The sequence below is a fragment of the Prosthecobacter sp. genome, assembly GCF_044222565.1.
Lineage (GTDB): Bacteria > Verrucomicrobiota > Verrucomicrobiia > Verrucomicrobiales > Verrucomicrobiaceae > Prosthecobacter.
Genome location: NZ_JBGANA010000020.1, coordinates 1 through 18725 on the forward strand (window position 1 = coordinate 1; position 18725 = coordinate 18725).

The 18725-nt window shown below is 60.8% G+C and carries 17 protein-coding genes; 7 read left to right on the forward strand and 10 right to left on the reverse strand.

Going from position 1 to position 18725, the window contains the following annotated elements; all coding sequences use genetic code 11:
• The 3 genes from ACILSR_RS24070 to ACILSR_RS24080 all read left to right on the forward strand — a co-directional run.
• Window positions 1-566, forward strand: a 566-nt coding sequence (locus tag ACILSR_RS24070) for an alpha-hydroxy acid oxidase (protein WP_395752360.1), incomplete at its 5' end; no start/stop codon positions are given.
• A gap of 98 nt (window positions 567-664) precedes the next feature.
• Entirely contained in the window at window positions 665-895 is a 231-nt protein-coding gene (locus tag ACILSR_RS24075; RefSeq protein ID WP_395752361.1) for an addiction module protein, read from the forward strand.
• Window positions 892-1191, forward strand: coding sequence for a type II toxin-antitoxin system RelE/ParE family toxin (locus ACILSR_RS24080; protein WP_395752362.1), 300 nt, complete (start codon window positions 892-894; stop codon window positions 1189-1191). The genes ACILSR_RS24075 and ACILSR_RS24080 overlap by 4 nt, the downstream gene beginning before the upstream one ends.
• A gap of 9 nt (window positions 1192-1200) precedes the next feature.
• Here the strand turns inward: ACILSR_RS24080 and ACILSR_RS24085 are convergent, their stop codons facing one another.
• The gene (locus tag ACILSR_RS24085; RefSeq protein WP_395752363.1) at window positions 1201-1521 is read right to left on the reverse strand and encodes a hypothetical protein; all 321 of its coding nucleotides are present in this window, start codon (window positions 1519-1521) and stop codon (window positions 1201-1203) included.
• A 98-nt stretch (window positions 1522-1619) separates the two neighbouring features.
• On the opposite strand from ACILSR_RS24085, the gene ACILSR_RS24090 reads away from it, so the two are divergent.
• Window positions 1620-2000, forward strand: coding sequence for a hypothetical protein (locus ACILSR_RS24090; RefSeq protein WP_395752364.1), 381 nt, complete (start codon window positions 1620-1622; stop codon window positions 1998-2000).
• Window positions 2001-2179: 179 nt separating this feature from the next.
• On the opposite strand, the gene ACILSR_RS24095 is transcribed toward ACILSR_RS24090, so the two are convergent.
• The 4 genes from ACILSR_RS24095 to ACILSR_RS24110 form a co-directional block, all read right to left on the reverse strand.
• The gene (locus ACILSR_RS24095; RefSeq protein WP_395752365.1) at window positions 2180-2377 is read right to left on the reverse strand and encodes a hypothetical protein; all 198 of its coding nucleotides are present in this window, start codon (window positions 2375-2377) and stop codon (window positions 2180-2182) included.
• A gap of 4 nt (window positions 2378-2381) precedes the next feature.
• The gene (locus ACILSR_RS24100) at window positions 2382-2747 is read right to left on the reverse strand and encodes a hypothetical protein (protein WP_395752366.1); all 366 of its coding nucleotides are present in this window, start codon (window positions 2745-2747) and stop codon (window positions 2382-2384) included.
• 49 nt (window positions 2748-2796) lie between these two features.
• Entirely contained in the window at window positions 2797-5550 is a 2754-nt protein-coding gene (gene ileS, locus ACILSR_RS24105) for an isoleucine--tRNA ligase (RefSeq protein ID WP_395752367.1), read from the reverse strand.
• Window positions 5551-5654: 104 nt separating this feature from the next.
• Window positions 5655-7811 carry a M48 family metallopeptidase gene (locus ACILSR_RS24110; RefSeq protein ID WP_395752368.1) on the reverse strand — a complete coding sequence of 719 codons (2157 nt, stop codon included), beginning with the start codon at window positions 7809-7811 and terminating at the stop codon, window positions 5655-5657.
• A gap of 138 nt (window positions 7812-7949) precedes the next feature.
• On the opposite strand from ACILSR_RS24110, the gene ACILSR_RS24115 reads away from it, so the two are divergent.
• Window positions 7950-10589 (forward strand): right-handed parallel beta-helix repeat-containing protein, encoded by a 2640-nt coding sequence (locus ACILSR_RS24115; RefSeq protein WP_395752369.1) that lies wholly within the window; start codon window positions 7950-7952, stop codon window positions 10587-10589.
• 222 nt (window positions 10590-10811) lie between these two features.
• On the opposite strand, the gene ACILSR_RS24120 is transcribed toward ACILSR_RS24115, so the two are convergent.
• Entirely contained in the window at window positions 10812-11411 is a 600-nt protein-coding gene (locus ACILSR_RS24120) for a nitroreductase family protein (protein ID WP_395752370.1), read from the reverse strand.
• 197 nt (window positions 11412-11608) lie between these two features.
• On the opposite strand from ACILSR_RS24120, the gene ACILSR_RS24125 reads away from it, so the two are divergent.
• Both ACILSR_RS24125 and surE read left to right on the forward strand, forming a co-directional pair.
• The gene (locus ACILSR_RS24125) at window positions 11609-12595 is read left to right on the forward strand and encodes an MDR family NADPH-dependent oxidoreductase (RefSeq protein ID WP_395752371.1); all 987 of its coding nucleotides are present in this window, start codon (window positions 11609-11611) and stop codon (window positions 12593-12595) included.
• A gap of 5 nt (window positions 12596-12600) precedes the next feature.
• Window positions 12601-13290, forward strand: a complete 690-nt coding sequence (gene surE, locus ACILSR_RS24130) for a 5'/3'-nucleotidase SurE (protein ID WP_395752372.1) — start codon at window positions 12601-12603, stop codon at window positions 13288-13290.
• A gap of 215 nt (window positions 13291-13505) precedes the next feature.
• Here surE and ACILSR_RS24135 read toward each other — a convergent pair whose 3' ends face one another.
• The 4 genes from ACILSR_RS24135 to ACILSR_RS24150 form a co-directional block, all read right to left on the reverse strand.
• Window positions 13506-15374 carry a M56 family metallopeptidase gene (locus tag ACILSR_RS24135; protein ID WP_395752373.1) on the reverse strand — a complete coding sequence of 623 codons (1869 nt, stop codon included), beginning with the start codon at window positions 15372-15374 and terminating at the stop codon, window positions 13506-13508.
• A gap of 12 nt (window positions 15375-15386) precedes the next feature.
• Entirely contained in the window at window positions 15387-15764 is a 378-nt protein-coding gene (locus ACILSR_RS24140; RefSeq protein ID WP_395752374.1) for a BlaI/MecI/CopY family transcriptional regulator, read from the reverse strand.
• Between the two features lie 120 nt (window positions 15765-15884).
• On the reverse strand, window positions 15885-16892 hold the full coding sequence (locus tag ACILSR_RS24145; RefSeq protein WP_395752375.1) for a tetratricopeptide repeat protein: 1008 nt from the start codon (window positions 16890-16892) through the stop codon (window positions 15885-15887).
• Between the two features lie 74 nt (window positions 16893-16966).
• Window positions 16967-18634 carry a putative transporter gene (locus ACILSR_RS24150; protein ID WP_395752376.1) on the reverse strand — a complete coding sequence of 556 codons (1668 nt, stop codon included), beginning with the start codon at window positions 18632-18634 and terminating at the stop codon, window positions 16967-16969.
• Window positions 18635-18725: the final 91 nt, after the last annotated feature.

The window sequence follows — 18725 nt, forward strand, 5'->3', positions numbered from 1 at the left end:
GCTCCGCCCCCGTGAAGTGCACGGACTGCCACATCGGCGGCTTCACCTACAACGCCGTCGCCAGTCGCAGGCCCATGTTTGCCGGGCTCGATCTCTCCAAGGTCACCACGCAGCTCCCACTGAACATGACGTGGGACGTCCTCCCGCGCCTCAAAGAGCTCACGTCCATGAAGCTTCTCATCAAAGGCATCGTCACGAAGGAAGATGCCTCACTCGCATTGCAGCACGGCGTGGACGGCATTATCGTCTCCAATCACGGTGGTCGCAGCGAGGACAGCAAACGCGCCAGCATCGACTGCCTCCCTGAAGTCATCGACGCCGTGAACGGCAAGGTGCCCGTGCTCGTGGATGGCGGCTTCCGCCGTGGCACCGATTTCTTCAAAGCCCTCGCCATGGGCGCCAGCGCTGTGTGCATTGGCAGACCGTATCTCGGGGCGCTTGCTGCGTTCGGCCAGAGCGGTGTCGAAACCATTCTTACGCTCCTGCGCAAAGAACTGCAGATTGATATGAGGCAGGCGGGCGCGGCGTCGGTTAAGCAGATCACGCGGGATTTTTTGGTGAGGTAGGAGGCGAGATACGTTATGTCGGCAGGCATCCGAGGCAGCCCAAGATGTAGACACTTCCAGCTTGGCATTTCAAGGGTAGCCGTTAACCTCCCCGTATCATGGCCACCCGAGAAATCTTTGAGCAAGCCGTTCGCCTTTCTCCCGAAGAGCGGCGCTTCCTGGCGGAAATCATCTGGGAAACGGTCGATGCCGATTTGCCTGCGCAGTGGGACAACGATTCGACCCTCGTTGCGGAAATTGAAAGTCGCTATGAAGCCTTCAAATCCGGCCGCGAGCCGGGCCTCAGCCACGATGAGGTTTTTGCCACAGCCAAGGCGCTCGTGGGATGAAGGTGGTCTATTCAAAGCAGTTCCAGGCAGAACTCTGCTGCATCACAGGGCGCTACAGCGCCGAGGACGTCGCGCTCGGCAGGCGCTTCCTGCAGACCGTCGAGTCTGCTGCTGTGGAAATCCAGGCAGACCCGCTGCGCTGGCGAGTTTTGGACTGCCGCGTTCGCCGATGCCTGGTGCGCCGCTTTCCCTACATCATCTATTATCTAGTCGATGACGATCTGCTCTACTTTGGCGCCTTGCTCCACAGCGCGCGACATCCGGAGACTTACCGCAGGTCGTTTACAGACTTGTAGCCCCTTGCCTTATGGCGCGGACGATTCATTTGGCACATATACACCAAAATAGCGGCGGCTGGGAAGGCCGAAGGTGAAGCGGTAGAAGAGAAGCCAGATCAGAAGGAGCCAAAAGGCCTCCATGCAGCGGTCAAAAAGAAACACCGTCGCCCAAGCCCCTTTGAGCGCCCATCTGATGGTAAACATGTTCCACGATAACTTGAGGACAATCGCAGCCAGAACACCTGAGTTTACATAGTAGGCAACCGTGCTTCGTCCCCCAAACAAACTAAAACTAAGCCCGAACGGCAACAGCAAACCCACCACGAAGGGATGCAAAATGCCTGGCATTTTTCCTTTTACTCGATCAATTACATCATCGAGCGTATCCTCCTTCTTGGCCCACTGAGAGAACGGACACCCATGCACTGAGGAATCAGACCTGTCTTATGAATTCTCCACGTGAACTCTTCGAGCAGTACTGCGGGCCGAAATTCGAGAAGTTCATGGCTGCGATCTATGTGAATCACCAAGGCAAGGTGGAGCTCAAATTCTGGCAGGCTAAGTTGGTAACTTCATTTCTCTCAAAACATACCGATCTAGACCTGAACGCAGACGAACTCCTTTCACTGATCCATGATGGCACCGAATTGATGTACAAATGTCCGGAGAAACAGTGTTGGGGTGATGTGCACTATGACCGAAAGGTCAAGACATGGGGATGCGGCGAATGCGGAAGGGCATGGAAGTCACTCGCCGCTCTCAAGGAGACGATTCAGGAAGGGGAGGCTCGAGATTTGTGCGAGCGAAGTAACTGTTTTGAAATGTAGAGAACGCAGATTTTCCACTCCATGATGATTTAGAGACGGGAGAACACTCGCCCCCTCGAAATCTATTAACTCAGAGTATTACCCCACCATTTCCACGCACTTCTCGCACACCATTTTCAATGCCCTGCTGACCAACACCGCGGTTTTATTGGGCACCGTCGCATGGAAGAGAAGGCCGTTCATGCCGCCAGCAGAACCGCAGCACTCTGAAGCATGGACTCAAACAGGGCTTTGAGCTGCTGCTTCTGTGAAAGCAGCGGGCGCTCGGGGTTCAGCGCCCGCTCAAGGGCCAGACCTGTTTCCGGCTCGGTGAGGCGGAGAAGACGGGAGCCGCTCTTCAGCTTGATCAGGGTGATCTGGATCTTGTCGGCGTGCATAGAGTTAAAGTTCGTCAAAACCGTGGAAACGCAACATGTGGTTCAGGGTGGCCGGGCTGGCTGGACCAAACTTGGCATGCGCAGCGTAGGCGGCGGCATCAAAGTCAGCTTCGTTGAACTCGATTAAACTTTCAGGTGGATCATCAGAGGCCACAGCAGCAGCTTCAAGGACCTCATGATAGAGGGTGACGGAAAGTTCTTTCTCGGACATGCCGCAAGCAAGCGTGATCTCAAACTCACGTCCGACAATGGAGGTAGTGGCAAGAGCCTCCCTGCCGATAGCATCAATCATCGGTTCCTCGCTCACTTTGACACTCAGAACTAGAAAGCCTCCGAGCAGTTCGAGGTGATCAAACTGGGTGAGGTCCATCGTGAGATGCAGGCTTTAGCGAGAGAATGAATTTGAGTGCTACTCGAACCTAGGACACCGCCTCCACACACCTGCCGCAAAGCGTCGGGTGCTCGGCATTGGCTCCTACATCCGGCAGATACTTCCAGCAGCGGCCGCATTTGCTGTGGGTGGATTCCTGGACGGTGGCGGAGAGGTCGCCGCCGCGGGTGATCTTGAGTTCGCTGAGGATGAGGAACTCGTGCAGGGTGGCGGGATCGTTGAAGACGGGATGGTCGAAGCCTTCGGCGGGGAGGGTGAGGGCGACGGTGGCTTCGAGGTTGGAGCCGATCTTCTTTTCCTGGCGGGCTTTTTCGATGGCCTGCTGAATGACGCCACGGACCTTGAGCAGCTCGTTCACGGCCAGGGTGGCATCGCTGCCGGGGAAAGCGGGATTGGGCTGCGGGAAGGACTCCATGTGCACGCTGTCCTTGTGGCCGAGGTGCTCCCAGGCTTCGTCGGCGGTGAAGGCCAGGATGGGGGCCAGGAGGCGGCAGAGGGTTTCGGTGATCTCGCGGATGGCGGCCTGCGTGGCGATGCGGCGCGGGCTGCTGGCGGCATCGCAGTACATGCGGTCCTTGGTGATGTCGATGTAGAGCGAGCTGAGGTCTCCGGTGATGAAGCTGTTGATGACGGTGAAGACCTTGCGGAAGTCGTAGTGCGCGTAGGCGTCCACGCATTCCTTGGTGACGACGTGCAGGCGCTCGAGGATCCAGCGGTCCACGAGGGTGTAGGCGGGTGTGGCACCTGAAGCGGGTGCTTCACCGGAAAGATTGCCAAGCAGCACGCGCAGGGTGTTGCGGATGCGGCGGTAGTTTTCGCCATTCTGCTTGAAGAGGTCTTCGGAGAAGGGCACCTCGTTCTGGTAGTCCACACTGGCCACCCAGAGGCGCACCATGTCGGCGCCGTAGGTGTTGTAGTAGTGGTCGGCGGTCATGGGCTTGGCGTTTTTGCCAGCGTTGCCCTGGTCGCTCTTGCTGATCTTCTTACCGCTGGTGTCCACCACAAAGCCGTGGGTGATCACGGCCTTGTACGGCGCGTGCCCACGGGCAATCACGCTCATCATGAGGCTGCTCTGGAACCAGCCGCGATGCTGGTCGGTGGCCTCGATGTACATGTCTGCCGGGGCATGCAGCTCGGGGTGCTGATCGAGCACGGAGACGTGGGAGCAGCCGGAGTCGATCCAGACGTCGAGCGTGTCGTTGCCGCGCTTGGTGCCTGCGGGCAGGCCCACCTCGGCGGCCCACCAGGCGTCGTCTTTTTCAAACCAGAGATTGCTGCCGTGCAGGGCGATGATGACGGACACCTTGTTGATGATCTCGGGGTCCATGATGATCTCGCCACTGGCGGAGTAGAAGACGGGAAGCGGCACGCCCCAGGTGCGCTGGCGGCTGATGCACCAGTCCGGGCGGCTCTCCACCGTGCCGTAGATGCGGTTGCGGCCCCAGGCGGGCATCCAGTGAACCTTGTCGATTTCGTACAACGCCTTGGCGCGGATGTCGTCGATCTTGATGAAGAACTGCTCCACGGCACGGAAGATGATGGGCGTCTTGGAGCGCCAGCAGTGCGGATACTGATGCACGTACTTCTCGTTGCCCAGGATCGCGCCTTTCGCGTTGAGGATTTCGATGATGCCCTCGTTGCTCTGGAAGACGTGCTTGCCCACGAATTCAGGCAGTCCGCACTCAGCGGTGTATTTGCCATCGGCATCCACCGGGGAAAGGATTTCCAAACCATGTTCGCGGCCAGCCTGGTAGTCGTCCGCACCATGGCCGGGGGCGATGTGCACGGCACCGGTGCCGGTGTCGTCAGTGACGAAGAGAGTGTTGATCACCTTGGAGGTGCGCGGGAGGAAAGGATGCTGCGCGTCGAGGCCATTCAGCGCGCTGCCTTTGAACTCCTCATTGGCGTGCTCGGTGTTCAGCTTGAAGCCGGCGGCAGCACCAAAGGCCTCCACACGGGACTTGGCGATGACGAGTTTTTCCACCCGCCCGTCTTCATGCGCGAAGCTGCCGCTGACGTAGTCAAAGGTGGGGTGCAGGGCGATGGCGAGGTTGGCAGGCAGCGTCCACGGCGTGGTAGTCCAGATGACGAGCGATGCGCCATCGCAGCCGGGCGGCGGATTCACCAGGGCAAACTTCACATACACCGCAGGCGAGGTCTTTTCCTTGTACTCCACCTCGGCCTCTGCGAGCGCGGTCTGCGCGCCGTAGCTCCAGAGCACGGGGCGCTTCATGCGGTACACGAGGCCCTGCTCCACCGCTTTGCCAAAGGTGCGCAGGATGCCGGACTCATACACGGGGTCCAGCGTGAGGTAGGGGTTGTCCCAGTCGCCAAAAACGCCGAGGCGTTTGAAGCTGTTGCGCTGGATGTCGATGTACTTGCGTGCCTCCGCCTCGGAGCGCTGGCGCACCTCTACCGGCGTGAGGCCAGCAGCAGACTTCACCACCTTGAACTCGATGGGCAGCCCGTGGCAGTCCCAACCCGGGACGAAAGGCGTGTGAAAGCCCGCCATGGTCTTCGACTTCACGATGAGGTCCTTGAGGATCTTGTTCAGCGCGGTGCCCATGTGAACGTCGCCATTCGCAAACGGCGGGCCGTCATGCAGGATGAAGGTGGGGCGGCCTTTGGACTGCGCCACGATGCGCTGGTAGAGCTTGCCCTCCTGCCACTTCGCCAGGCGCTGCGGCTCCCGTGCGACGAGGTCCGCCTTCATGGGAAAGTCGGTCTTCGGCAGCAGGACGGTGTCTTTGTAGTTCTTGGCAGCAGTGTCAGGGGCGCTCATGGTTCAGGGAAAAGGAGCGCGGAGCCTAGCGAGATGGGGGCGGGTGGCAAGGCCCTCAAGTTCAAAGTTGGGGGAGGCTAAGGGCTGACGACCCGCCCCCTGCCCTAAGCTGCCGCGGCGCCGGCCCCTGCCGGGACGGGGCTGGCAGTGCCCACGTTCTCTTCCTTTTCCGCCTCCAGGACGAAGCCGCAGAGATCTCCCATGATGCGGATAAACAGCGGGACAAGCACCTCGGTGAAGATGCGGATCTGCTGGGCGGCGCCGTCCCATTCGTTTTCCAGTTTGTCTGGAAGGATCATCACCTCAGACATGGGCGGGTGGTCTGGGAGGTAAGGATGCGGTATCGCGCTCAGCGCGAGTTTGCATTCGTTGTAGGCGGTATCGATGCGCTGCACCAAGGCGAGAGCCTGACGTTTCAGCTCCGCTCCATCGGGATGATGCTGGGCATTGCCCAAGATGACCTGCAAGGAATGGATGGTGCAAGAGGTCAGCATCAAGCCGGACACCATCCCGGCCAAGACGCGCTGAGCGACCAGAAGACGGTCAAAGTTTTGCAGGGCAGCCTCATCCGCCTGCCGGGAGCGCCATGCGCCCAGCGCAGCAGACAGGCGGCGGGCACAACCGCCCTCGTAGCCGCTCATCATGCCGTGGAGCTTTTGCAGCTCTCGCTGGGTCTGCTGCAGGGCCAGATCGGCGCCGTTCTTTGACCCGGAAGTCAGGAAAAACTGCCCGGGCTCGGAAACCACAAAACCCGCGGTGATGAGATCGCGCCCCACGATTTGTTTAAGCTGCCGGTCCTGCTGCCGCTCCAGATGCTCAAGCTGATGGCCGTAGGTCTTGCTGAGCGCCTGCATCTGAGCCCGTGCTTCACGCCATGCACCGCTGTCTTCCAGCTCGATGGGCTTGATGCGCAGCGGGTGGAAATTCTTGTCGTAGAAGGCCGTGAGGTTTTGCTTGTACGTGTCGGCCACCTGGCGGCCTTCCTCGACACCTTCGGCATCGCGAAGGCTCACCTTCTCCAGGGAGATTTCCAGGATTTGCTCAAAGAAGTGGCGGGTGACGGCGCGGCAGGTGGCGTTAAAATTGGCAAAAAGCTCCGCCGCAGGGGCCTCGTGGTGGAAGATACCCGGAGCACGCCAGGCGAGGGCGGCTTTCACCCGGTCGGCGTCCGCAGGGTGGGTGTCCCACCATTGGGTTTTGTTTTCGGCAGACAGCTTGTCGATTGCGACGCGCTTGTCCGCCGTCAGATTCTTTTCGCGCCATGAAACGAGGGCGGGCAGATCCTCCGGGAGCTCTTTGGACTGATAAGTCTCCTCGGCATCGTGCATAGCTATCGCATGGCCGAGGCCGAGGTGGCGCAGGCGCTCGGCGGTGCGCGCAAATTCTTCACTGCCCGCCAGCTTGGCCTCGTAACTGTCGGCATCAAATTCCATCTGCCGGGACATGAAGCAGCTGATGGCATGCCCCAGATGCATGAGGCACCAGAGCACCCTGCGCCCCACCCAGACGCCGCCCTGCGCCAGCTTGAGCGGAATCTTGACCAGCAGACCTTCGATGCTCGGAACGTCCTCCATGCTCGACCAGTCGGCGAGCGTTTGATCCCATTGATCACGCTCAAAAACGACACGGGCAAACCAGAGATTCACGCTGCGGATGATATAGCTCAGGCGCATGCCGGCACCCTGTGAAAAGTGGCCAAACTCATGGGCCAGCACGCCCGCGAGCTGGCGCGTGGTCATGCCCGCCACCAGCGGCAGGCCGATGACAAGCACCAGATCACTGCCGAAAAAACTGAGCCAGCCGCGGCGAAATCCAGCGGAGGCATTGACCTGGGTATCCAGCCGAATCTCCCTGGGCACCGGAGCGCCGACGTGCTGGCAAATTCTGGCCACAAACTCAAACAGCAGCGGCTCGTCTGCCTTTGCCAGCTTGAACACCTGCGGCTTTTTTTCCGGACTTGAAAACAGGGGCTTGAGCAGAAAAAGAATGAGAATGCCCCCCACGACAGCCGGTGCCAGATAGGCCCCAAGCGCGATCAATGCGGCACGCCCTTCGATATTCTCTCCCATGCCCGAATGGGCCTCCAAATGCCAAAGCACCAGCCAGCCAACCCCCAAGATGAACGCCACATAAACGACGGGCAGCAGCACCATGGCGAACGCGACAAATCCAAGCCCCAACTGGTAAAGCAGCGACACCTTCGTTGGCTCAATGCGTCCTGTGAACTGGTCCAGTGGCGAAGCAGGGGCGGTGTCTGACATGCGAATTTGCCGTTTTTCTTATCAGGCGGAGCTGGAAGCGTCAATGAAACTAAGCGGAAGTCTGAGGGAAAAGCACAAGTCATGATGACAACGCTCATTTGCCCTCCTGCCCGGTGCCGCGTATCGCTAGAGGCAACCATGCTTCCGACCCGTTCCCTGCTTTTCGCTCTCACTTTCGCCGTACTTGCCACCGCCCCCACCCAAGCCGTAGAGGTGCGGGTGTCCCCTGCCCTCTCGATGTCTCAGGCGCTGGAGCAGGTGCGGGCGGCGCGTAAGGCGGGAGACAGCTCCCCGGCGACGATTGTGCTGCCAGCGGGTGCCACGGAGCTGATGCAGCCGGTTCTGCTGGAGTCGCAGGATTCGAATCTGACCATCACGGGAGAAAAAAGCATCCTCATCGGTGCGCCGGTGGTCAGCGGGTGGGAGAAGCATGCCGGGCAGATCATCAAGGCGGATGTGTCCAAGCTCGTGCCGAAGGGGTTCATCCCAAAGCAGCTCCTGTGCAACGGCGAGCGACAGATCCTGGCGCGCTACCCGAACTTTAATGCCGCAGATCCGCTCTATGGCGGCTGGGCTTTTGTAGCGGCCTTTCCGCCCGCAGGCGCGCCGGAGGGGCACCAGTGGAAACGCACGCTGTATGTGAAGCCAGAGGATGTGCGGAAGTGGGCGCACCCGGAGGATGTGGAGATCGACATCTTCGCGCAATATGGCTGGTGGAATTTTGTGGAGCCGGTGGCTTCGCTGGATGCGCAGACGCGGCTGCTCACGCTGAAGAAGGACTGCAGCTACGACCTGCACCCGCACAATCGCTACCACTTTCAGAATGCGCTGGAGGAGCTGGATGCGCCGGGGGAGTGGTACTATGACAAGCGCAGCGGCATGCTGTACTTCTGGCCGGAAAGTAGCCATCTCGCTCCGCGAGATGAGCACAGCGCTAGCGCAGGCAAAGCGGATGCTCACAAATCCGCCGACACTGCGGCCAAGGACACTCTCAGCTCCTCTCGCGGAGCGAGAGGGCTACTGTACGAAGTCCGCCTGCCGGTGCTGGAGAGCTTTTTCAAAGTGAAGGCGGGGGCGAAGAACATCGCCATTCGAGGCCTCACGCTGACGGGCTGCCATGGATCAGCGATCACGTTTGAGCGTGCGGAGGATTGCGTGGTGGAGAAGTGCGTCATCACGCAGGTGGGGGCGTTTCATGGCAGCGGCGTGGGTGTGAGCGACGGCAAAAACGTGCGCATCTCGCGCTGCGAAATCAGTTACACTGGCAGCAATGGCATCAGCCTGAGCGGGGGAGATCGCAAGACGCTTACGGGGCCGGGCCATGTGGCGGCGGACAATCACATTCACCACATGGGTGTGTACAATAAGAACGCCTGCGGCATCAGCATTTACGGCGTGGACAACACCGCTACGCACAACCACATCCACGATGGCCCGCGCATGGGCGTGCAGATGAGCGGGAACAATCTGGTGGTGGAGTACAATCACCTGCACCACCTCTGCCTGGAGACGCAGGACGGCGGCGCCATCTACACCGGCGGGCGCGACTGGATCAGCAGCCGCGGCAGCAAGTGGCAGTATAATTTAATCCACGACATCATCGGCTGCGGGCAGGAATCTGGAGGCCTGAAGCATCCGTGGTTCACCTTCGGCCTTTACCCGGACGACAACAGCGGCGGCATCGACATCATCGGCAACATCGTCTATCGCGTGGCGCACACGCCCATCCACATGCACAACGCGCGCGACTGCGTGGTGGAAAACAACATCTTCGCGCTCGGCGGCAAGTTTCAGTTTGATCTCCATGGCTGGACGAAGGACCAGCGCTTCTACACCAGCCACATTGAAACGATGATCAAAGGCTATGAATCCGTGGCCGGTCAGCTGGCGTGGAACAGCATGCGCAATATGGACCTGCACCCGAAGGACGCCATTCGCGAAGACGGCACGATGATGAGCGGCAACAGCTTCCAGCGTAACATCATGTTTGGCGACACCGCCGGCGTGAAGTACGGCGACATCCGCAATGCCTCGCCAAAGTACAACACCATTGATAACAACATCGCCTGGAACAGCGGCCACCCCATTGTCACCGGCATCAATCAGGTGGGGCCAGACAAAGGCGAGCCGCTGGTAGTGGAGAGCTTTGACAAAACCGAAGCCGGTAAAACACCGAAGGGCTGGGGCTTTAACCATCGCCCGAACAAGGATGTGAATCTCGTGGTGGCGGATGGCGCATTGCGCGTGGACTGCGCGCTCGGCACTCCGCCGAATCCGAAGAGCGTCTTCCATGGCCCTGATGTGCCGATCAAGCCCGGCGCGGCGTATCGCGTGAAACTGCGGGTGAAGAGCACTGAACCCACCGCGAAGCTCAGCCTTGCCTTTGCCTCCTTCAAAAACGGCGAAGGCTACTGGCAGGTCGGCAGCACCAGCATTACCGCGACACCCGAGTGGAAGGAAGTCGAAGCCACTGGCCGCATGCTGCGTGAAAACGAAGCGGGCTGGAAACCCTGGATGACCGCCTTCTGGCTGCGCATCGACTGCCATGAGCCGAAGGGGCAGGTCTTCATCGATGACGTGCGCATCACCGAGGCCGAACCGCTGGATGAGTGGGCAGCGTGGCAGAACGCGGGATGGGACAAGCACAGCGTGGTTGCCGATCCGCTGTTTGTTGACTGGCAGAAGGACGACTTCAGGCTGAAGCCGGATTCACCCGCGTTTAAGCTCGGGTTCAAGAAGATCCCGGTGGAGCAAATTGGAATCCGAGAACCGAAGTGACGGAGCAAGACAGCCCACGCGACCAATTGTTCAGTTGAGCCCTGGAGGCGTCAGCCTCCGGCGCGCCCGGCTGGGCTTCGCTATCGGACAGAGTGCATTCTCAGCCACGGGTTGATGGACAGAATTCGTGGACTGCATGCTGATGTTTACAGGCAGCAGCCCTGAAGGGGTTAGCAGGATGATGATCGTGATTTTCATAGCCGCCAATTGTTGGGTTGAGGGTCAGTGTTTCCGAAAGGCTCCCTCCTGAATGCTTTCATGGACGGGCCTGCGATCCGAGGGGACTTCCATTTGACGCAATTTCTCAGGGAGCTCTTCAGGGTCTCCGGGGCGACCCACGGCAAACATGGCGGCGATGTCGTGGTCATCGGGCACCCTGAGTTCGCTGCGCGCGCGTTCGAAGTCGAACCCGGCCATGCCATGAACTACCAGCCCCATCGCCGCGCCCTGCAGCGCCAGATTTTCAAAGGCGCTGCCGCAGTCAAACAAATGCACAGGATTGGGTTTGCCGTTTTTGGCAAACACCTTGTGCGCCAGGATGACGACCAGCATGGCGGCATTCTCGCACCAGGTCTGATTGTCTTTCATCAGCAGGCCGAAGAAGGCCGGCCATTGAGGCGTATCGCGCCGTGCGTACAAGAAGTGCCACTCCTGCTCGTTGTAGGTGGAGGGCGCCCAGCGGGCGGCTTCGAACAAGGTCAGCATTTCCTCTTCCGAAATGCCCTCCCCGCTGAGCGCACGCGGGGACCAGCGACGATAGATCAAAGGCTCGATAGCATGGTCCACCTTGCGGTTCTGGGCGGCATCTGGAAGCTGGCTCATGCCAAGAAATCGTTTGGGGCAGAGTCTGCGGCTGTCTGATTTCGCGTGTGAACGAGGCCCCGCCCCCCGGGAAACCCGCGAATGACACGCCGGAGCCAAGGTTGATCTTTTGACGTGACTGCCGAAGGAATGTATTCGGCTGAAAGCCACTCTGAAACCGCAGCCGCAAACCCCTTCCCGACGTAACTCTCCCCATCATGTCCCAGTTTCTTCAATTCGACCGCACTGGAAATCCCGCCGAAGTTTTGCAGCTTCAAGAACGTGAACTCGCGCCGCCGGAGGGGCATGAGGTGCGGGTGCGCATGCGTTATGCGCCGGTCAATCCGGCGGACCTGAATTTCATTGAGGGCACCTATGGCCGCCCGGCGCATCCGCCCTGCATTCCGGGGCATGAAGGGTGTGGCGAGGTGGAGGCCGTGGGCAGTGCGGTGACGTCTCTGGAGAAGGGAGATGTGGTCATTCCGCTGGTGGGCACGGGGTGCTGGACGCAGCATCTCACGCAGCCGGAGCATCATTTTGCCAAGCTGCCGCCGCAGATCGACCAGGTGCAGGCGAGCATGCTGCGCATCAATCCCGTCACGGCCTGGGCGCTGCTGAAGCATTACCAGACCGATCTGCCCAAGGGCGCATGGGTGGCGCAGAATGCGGCAAACTCCGGCGTGGGGCGCGCCTTCATCCAGCTGGCAAAACACTTCGGCCTTCGCACATTGAACTTTGTGCGGCGAGAGGAGTTGTTTGATGAATTGAAAACGCTGGGCGCGGACGCGGTGCTGCTGGACACGGACGAAGGCGTGGCGGAGGCCAAGAAGATCGTGGGCGATGAGCCGGTGATGCTGGCCACCAATGCGGTGGGCGGAGACAGCGCCATTCACATGATGGATCTGCTCAGCCCCGAGGGCATCCTTGTCACCTACGGTGCCATGAGCCGTCGCAGTCTGAAGGTGCCCAACAAATTCCTTATCTTCAAAAACCTGCAGCTGCATGGGCTGTGGATCACCAAGTGGTTTGAGAAAGCCAGCTCAGAGGAACTGTACGAAGTGCTCAATCCGCTGACCGCGCTGATCCAAACAGGAGATCTCGTCACGGCCATCGATGAGATCGTGCCGCTGGCGGATTTTAACAAAGCGATCAAGCGCGCGCAGGAAGGCTCTCGCGGTGGCAAAGTGATCCTCGACCTCGCTTAACACCGATGCACGTACTCCTCACGAATGACGATGGCATCCGGGCACCGGGACTCCAGGCTTTGGAAAGCGCGGTGGCTTCGCTAGGCTGGCAGTGCAGCATCGTGGCTCCGGCCATGGAGCACAGCCAGTGCGGGCACCGTGTCACGACGCATCAACTGCTCAAGGTGGAGACGCTGGGAGAGAACCGCCACGCGGTGCATGGCACGCCGGCAGACTGCGTGCGGCTGGCTCTCTTTGCGCTCGATTTGAAACCTGATCTGGTGCTCTCCGGAGTGAATGCGGGTGGGAACATGGGGCAGGATCTGGTGATCTCCGGCACGGTGGCCGCAGTGCGGGAGGCGGCGTATCATGGCATCCGCTCGATGGCGTTTTCACATTACCTCATTCGCGAGCTGGCGGTGGACTGGCAGCGCACGGCGGCGTGGGTGGCGGAACTGCTGCAGGAAACGCTGACGCGGGAGCAGCCGCAGCGCACGTTTTGGAACATCAACCTTCCGCATCTGCCGGCGGGTTCCTCGGCCCTGCCGGCACGCGTGCTGTGCCAGCCTGCGAATTCACCGTTGAATGTGAGCTATCGGAAGGAGGCGGGAGGTTATGCTTACAACGCCTCGTATGCCTCACGTCCGCGCGATGCAGGCTCGGACGTGGAGGCATGTTTTGGCGGCAGCGTGGCGATGTCTCTCCTGCAGGTTTGACGCCGTCCTGCTTCCACCTTGTTAAAAAGTGGTACCGCTGTCCAGCAAACCCCTTGCTTGAACCGCGAACGCTTCCGGCGTGACGGTGCGCTCTTCAGTTCCACAGGAACTGAGCTACTTTGGGCTGCCGCCCTTGGCGAAGCAAGGTGGCTTTGTTCCTGCGGAACTAAGAACGCTCCGCATCCCTCCGGGACGCTTAACAATGCGAAACCACATCACTTGTTCGCCCTGGCTTTCAGAATGAAAGCGTAGGGCTCCACCGTGAGGCTCAGGCCAAGAAGGTCAGCCGTGTATCGCAGTGCTTCACTCACGGGCACGTCCCGCAGATCCAGCGAAATGCTTGCATTCGCGGGCATGTCTTCGGCTCTGAACAGGATGTTCAGCCCTTTCTTGTCGGGATCAAGCTCACGCGATCTGAGTCGGAGAAACTCCACGGCCTCGGCCCCCGTCGCATTTTGAAAGTGTACCTGCGGGATGATGATGGCTGCGGCCTTGGCCTCCAACGGGGAGGGTTTGCCTGCGGGCGCTGTCACAGGTGAAGCTGGAGCGACTGCTTTGCCAGCGCTGAGGGCCTCGACGAGCACGGTCGCATTCTGCTGCTCCGCCTCGGTGTTTCGGACAATGAGCTGGGTGCCGTCCGGCGTAAGAGTCGCGGCTGCTCCATCGGGAAAAGAGACGCCCTGCTGCGAGAGCCAGGTCTTCGCATTGCCAATCTTTGCCGCACCGCCGTCGGGCAGTTTGAAGCTGCGGGTGACCAGTTTGGCCGGGGTGTTTGCCGGGCCTATGAAAATCGCGAAGGGTTCGTAGCGCACCTTGCGATTGCTGAGCTCTGCAATGTAATGCATCGCCTCACTGATCGGAATCGTGATGAAATCGAGGGTGATCTCCACATCCTTTTCGTGGTCGGGATCTTCGATGACGATGTTCAGCCCTTTGTGCTCGGTATCCAGCTCTGTGGCCTGCTGACGCACAAAGGCGACGGCCTGCTCCAGGCTGGCGCCTTTGAGTTTCATGCTGGGGATGATGAGCTTGTTCGCCTTGGTCTTCAGCGGGTTTTCAGCGCTGGCTTCGGGTGCGGCACTGAGCTGAGCCGCGGCACAAAGAGCGAGCACGCCAGAGGCCAGCACCAGGCCGGTGACCGCACCACGCAGGCTGTAGGAACTGCGATTGCGCGAGCCGTCCATGATGGCGGAGAGACGAGTCTCCAAAGTGGAGGGCTGGACCATGGCCATGACGGGAGCGCGCAAGCCGCCCGCTGCCTGCACACCACGCGCCGCCTCCAGCAGCTGCAGTGCATAATTTTCCGCCGCTGCTCCAGAGCTGATGACGAGGTCATCCGCTGCCTGCTCCTGCACAGCGCGCCATGATTTCCCCGCGAGCCAGACGAGCACGTTGGGCCAGTAGAAAGCGGTGATGAAGGTGGCGATGAGGCGCGTCAGTGCATCGCCGTGGCGGATGTGGCCCATCTCATGGCGCAGCGCGGCTTCGAGGCTGTCATCGTCCCACTGCGAGGCGGAGGCGGGCAGCAGCAGCACCGGCTGAAGGCTGCCCCAGGTCAGCGGGACTGTGACGTGAGAGGAGATACGCAGCGCGATGGCACGCCGCACGCCGGACTCTGCGGCGATGCGTGCGGCTGCGCTGAGCATGCGGATATCATCCACCGGCTGGCTTTGAGACATCAAACGACGAAGCTGCAGGCTGCCGATGGCGCGGTACGCCACGAGAATGACGCATCCGGCCAGCCATATGAAGGCCAGCCACTGCCCGGCGCTGAATGAGAGCTGAAAACCCGATGGCGCAGGTGGCGCCGCGAGCGTGAAGGTGTCTGCTGCAGACTGCAGCACTTCGGACGGCAGCACGGGCGGAGGCGCCGCCTTCTCCAGCTGCTGCAGCGCGATGGACCAGTAAGGCTGCCACAGCAGAGTCAGCGGCAAAAGGAGCAAAACCAGGAAGGCGGCCAGCCAGACCGCACAGCGTTGCGCGGCGGAGGCGCTGCGCCAGACGCTCAGCGTGGCAAAGGCGAGCAGGATGATGCTGGTGCTCTTGGCGAGCAGGTCTAAGACGTGGAACAGCGTGAGGTGCATGGGATGGTTGGGTTAGCGGTTCTTGGCCTGCTTGATGATCGACTCGAGGCGTTTGATCTCCTCGGGTGAAATCTTCTCCCGCCCGTCCACCAGCGCGGCGACGGCATTGACGAGCGAGCCTTCAAAGAAGGTGTTCACGATGTTTTTGAGCGCGGAGCGGCTGGCCTTCTGCGCGGGCTCGGTGGGCAGGAAGACATAGCGGCGGCCGTCTTCGCGATGCTTCAGCACGCCCTTCTCCTCGAGAATGCGCAGCAGAGCACGCACTGCGGAGTAGCTCGGAGGCTCCGCCATGGCCTCCGCCACCTCCGAAGCGGTGGCCTCCCCCTTCGCGTAGATGATGTCCATGATCTCGCGTTCGCGACGGCTTAGCTGGCGGGCTTGGTCTGACATGCTAAGTTATTAGCACATAAGCCCGGAGGCATGCAAGCGCATTGTGCTAAATATTTAGCACATGGGTTCTCCGGCACCCGTACCGCCTGCAATTTTTTTGGGGCTTGCCTGTGCCGTGGCTCAGCGCCTGAGGGCGGATCCGGCGGGAATGCCGTTCAGATTGGTGACCAGCAACTGGAGCTCCTTGGTATTCGGATGGTCGGCGCCCAGCTTGTTCTTGGCGTCATTCAAGGCGGCCTCCGCCTGCTTTTCCGCATCGAGAATCTTTTTCTCCGCGATGAGGCAGAGCACGAAGTGATAACGGAAGGTCAGCGTGTCAGGATGGTCTTTGCCGGGAAACTTGTCCATGACCTGCAGAAGCGAGCGAAACTCCTGCTCCGACTCCGGGAGTTTCTTTTCTTCACGCAGGGTGATCGCCAGATTGCCGCGGGCCATGAGCGTCGGCTGCGAAGCGGGCCCCATCACACGTTCATCCGCCTTGATCAGTTCTCGCAGCTCCGCCTCCGCCTCCGCGTGTTTGCCCTGGTCGCTGAGCACGGCGGCGAGGTTTCCGCGATTGAGCAGGGTGGCGGGATGGTCTTTGCCATAGACGCGCTCGGATTCCTGGATGACGGCTTTGATCTCCTTCTCCGCGTCCTCATACTTGCGCTCTTCATGCAGGGTTTCCGCCAGGGCGTTGTGCAGCCGCAGCGTTTCAGGACTGTCCGCGCCTGAGTGCTTCAGGTGCCCCTGCCAGGCAGCGCGAAATTCCGGCTCGGCCTCGGCCGCCTTGCCCTGGGCGCGCAGGCAGGTCCCCAGCGCGCCCTGACACTCCGGCAGCAACGCATTGTCAGCGGCAAACATGCCCTTGAAATCATAGATCAGCTTGCGCAGCACCTTTTCCGCCTCCGCATATTTGCCTTCCTTCATGAAGTCGCGCACGGAGGCCTGCTGCGTCCTGATCTCCTCGGCTTTCTTTTTGAGCTCAGGCGGCAGGTTTTCCGGCAGCCTGGCCTCAGCAGGAGGAGCTGGAACCGGAGCCGGAGCGGGGGCGGGCTTTACCTCAGCCTTGGGAGGCTCCGCAGAGAGCAGGGAGGAGGCGGCTGTCAAAAGGAGCGCGAGCGGGGCGATGACGAGGGCTGGCTTCATGGAATGGGCAAGGAACGCAGAGAGCGCGGGATGTCTTGTGTTTTCAGTGCACGGTCCAGGAAACCCTGGCGTGCTCAGGCCAGCTGCGCGATGACCTGCGCTGCAATGATACGCAGCAGCATGGTGAGAGGATACACCGTGGCGTAGGCCAGCGCGGGAGAATCACACCGCGCCATGGTGGTGGCAAAGGCGAGCGCAGGCGGGTCCGTCATGCCCCCGGACAGCAGGCCGCAGAGCGACATGAAATTCATCCGATGAACTTTGCGCGCGATGCAACCTACTACGAGCAGCGGCAGCACGGTGACACACACTCCCAGCAGCACCCACTGCAGGCCCTGGGCGGAAAACACCGTGGCCGCGAAGTGCTCGCCGGAAAGCAGGCCCACATTGGCCAGAAAGAGGATGATGCCCAGCTCACGCAGTGCGCGGTTGGCATTCAGCGGCATGTGCATGACCATGGGGCCGAGGCGGCCCAGATGACTCATGAGGATGGCCACGATGAGCGGGCCTCCCGCCAGCCCCAGGCGCACGGGCGCAGGCAGCCCCTCAATGTGGATGGGGTAAAGACCGAGCAGCACGCCGAGGAGAATGCCCGCAAAGATGGCGGCGAACTTCGTCTCCTGCAGCATCTGCACGGCATTGCCGAGCCTCTGCGTGGCCGCATTGAGAGATTCGTCATCGCCCACCAGCTGGAGCATGTCGCCAAACTGCAGGCGTACATCGGGCAGCGCCGTGAAAATGAGATCGCCACGGCTCACGCGTGTGACGGCCACTCCATACAAGTGATCGAGGCCGAGCTCATGCACGGTCTTGCCCAGCAGGTGTTTGTTGGTGAGCACCACGCGGCGGTAGGTGATGCGGCCGGGAGCCTTCATGAGGTTCTCCGCACTCACGCTGCCGATGACGAGGCGAAACTGCTCCAGGTGCGCCTGCGTCCCCACGGCCATGATCACATCTCCCACATGCAGTTTGGTTTCAGGCGTGGCCGCAGCAACCTCCGAGGCGGCGGCCGGGCGATGCCGGGAAACCACGACGCTGTTTTCCTGAATGCCCGGAACGTGGGAGATGCTCACACCTTCGAGGTTCGGATTATCCACCCTCAGGTTCATGCGCTGCAGCGGCTCGATGCCTGCGCCCTGCTCACGCAGGAAGAGATCGGCCTCCTGAGCCACATCCACTTTGAAGAAGGTCCGCAGGAAAATGAGCGAGACGATGATGCCGACGATGGCCAGCGGATACGAGGCCGCATAGGAAAGCGCCGGCAGCGTGACCAGCGCGGAGTCTGCGTGCGCGGAGGCCAGCGCCTGCTGCGCGGCACCGAGCGCGGGGGTGTTCGTGGTGGCACCGGCGAACAGACCTGCCACCGCAGGCAGCGGCATGCCCAGCACCCACCCGCCCGCCAGAGCCACCACAGCGCCCGAGAGCACCAGCGCAAAGGCATAAGTGTTTAGCAAGCGCCCCTGACGCCGCAGGGAGGCAAAGAAGCCCGGCCCCATCTGCATGCCGAGCGCGAAGACGAAGAGCACCAGGCCAAACTCCTTCAAAAAGTGCGCCACTTCCGCGCCCGGCCGCATGCCGAGGTGCGCCGCCACCAGCCCGGCAAAGAGCACGCCCGCAGTCCCCAGCCGCACTCCCCTCACCCGGATGTGCCCAAGGCCGATGCCGCCGAGAATGACGATGCTGTAGATGAGCAGATCACACGCGACGGGATTGTCCTGATGCAGATGCTGAATGAATGACATGCCTGCCTCATAGGCACGAAAGGTGCCAGAGGTGCAATGGTTTTGTGTTCCATTCTTGCCTTCGCAGCACGCCTCCGCTGGCATTCAGTGT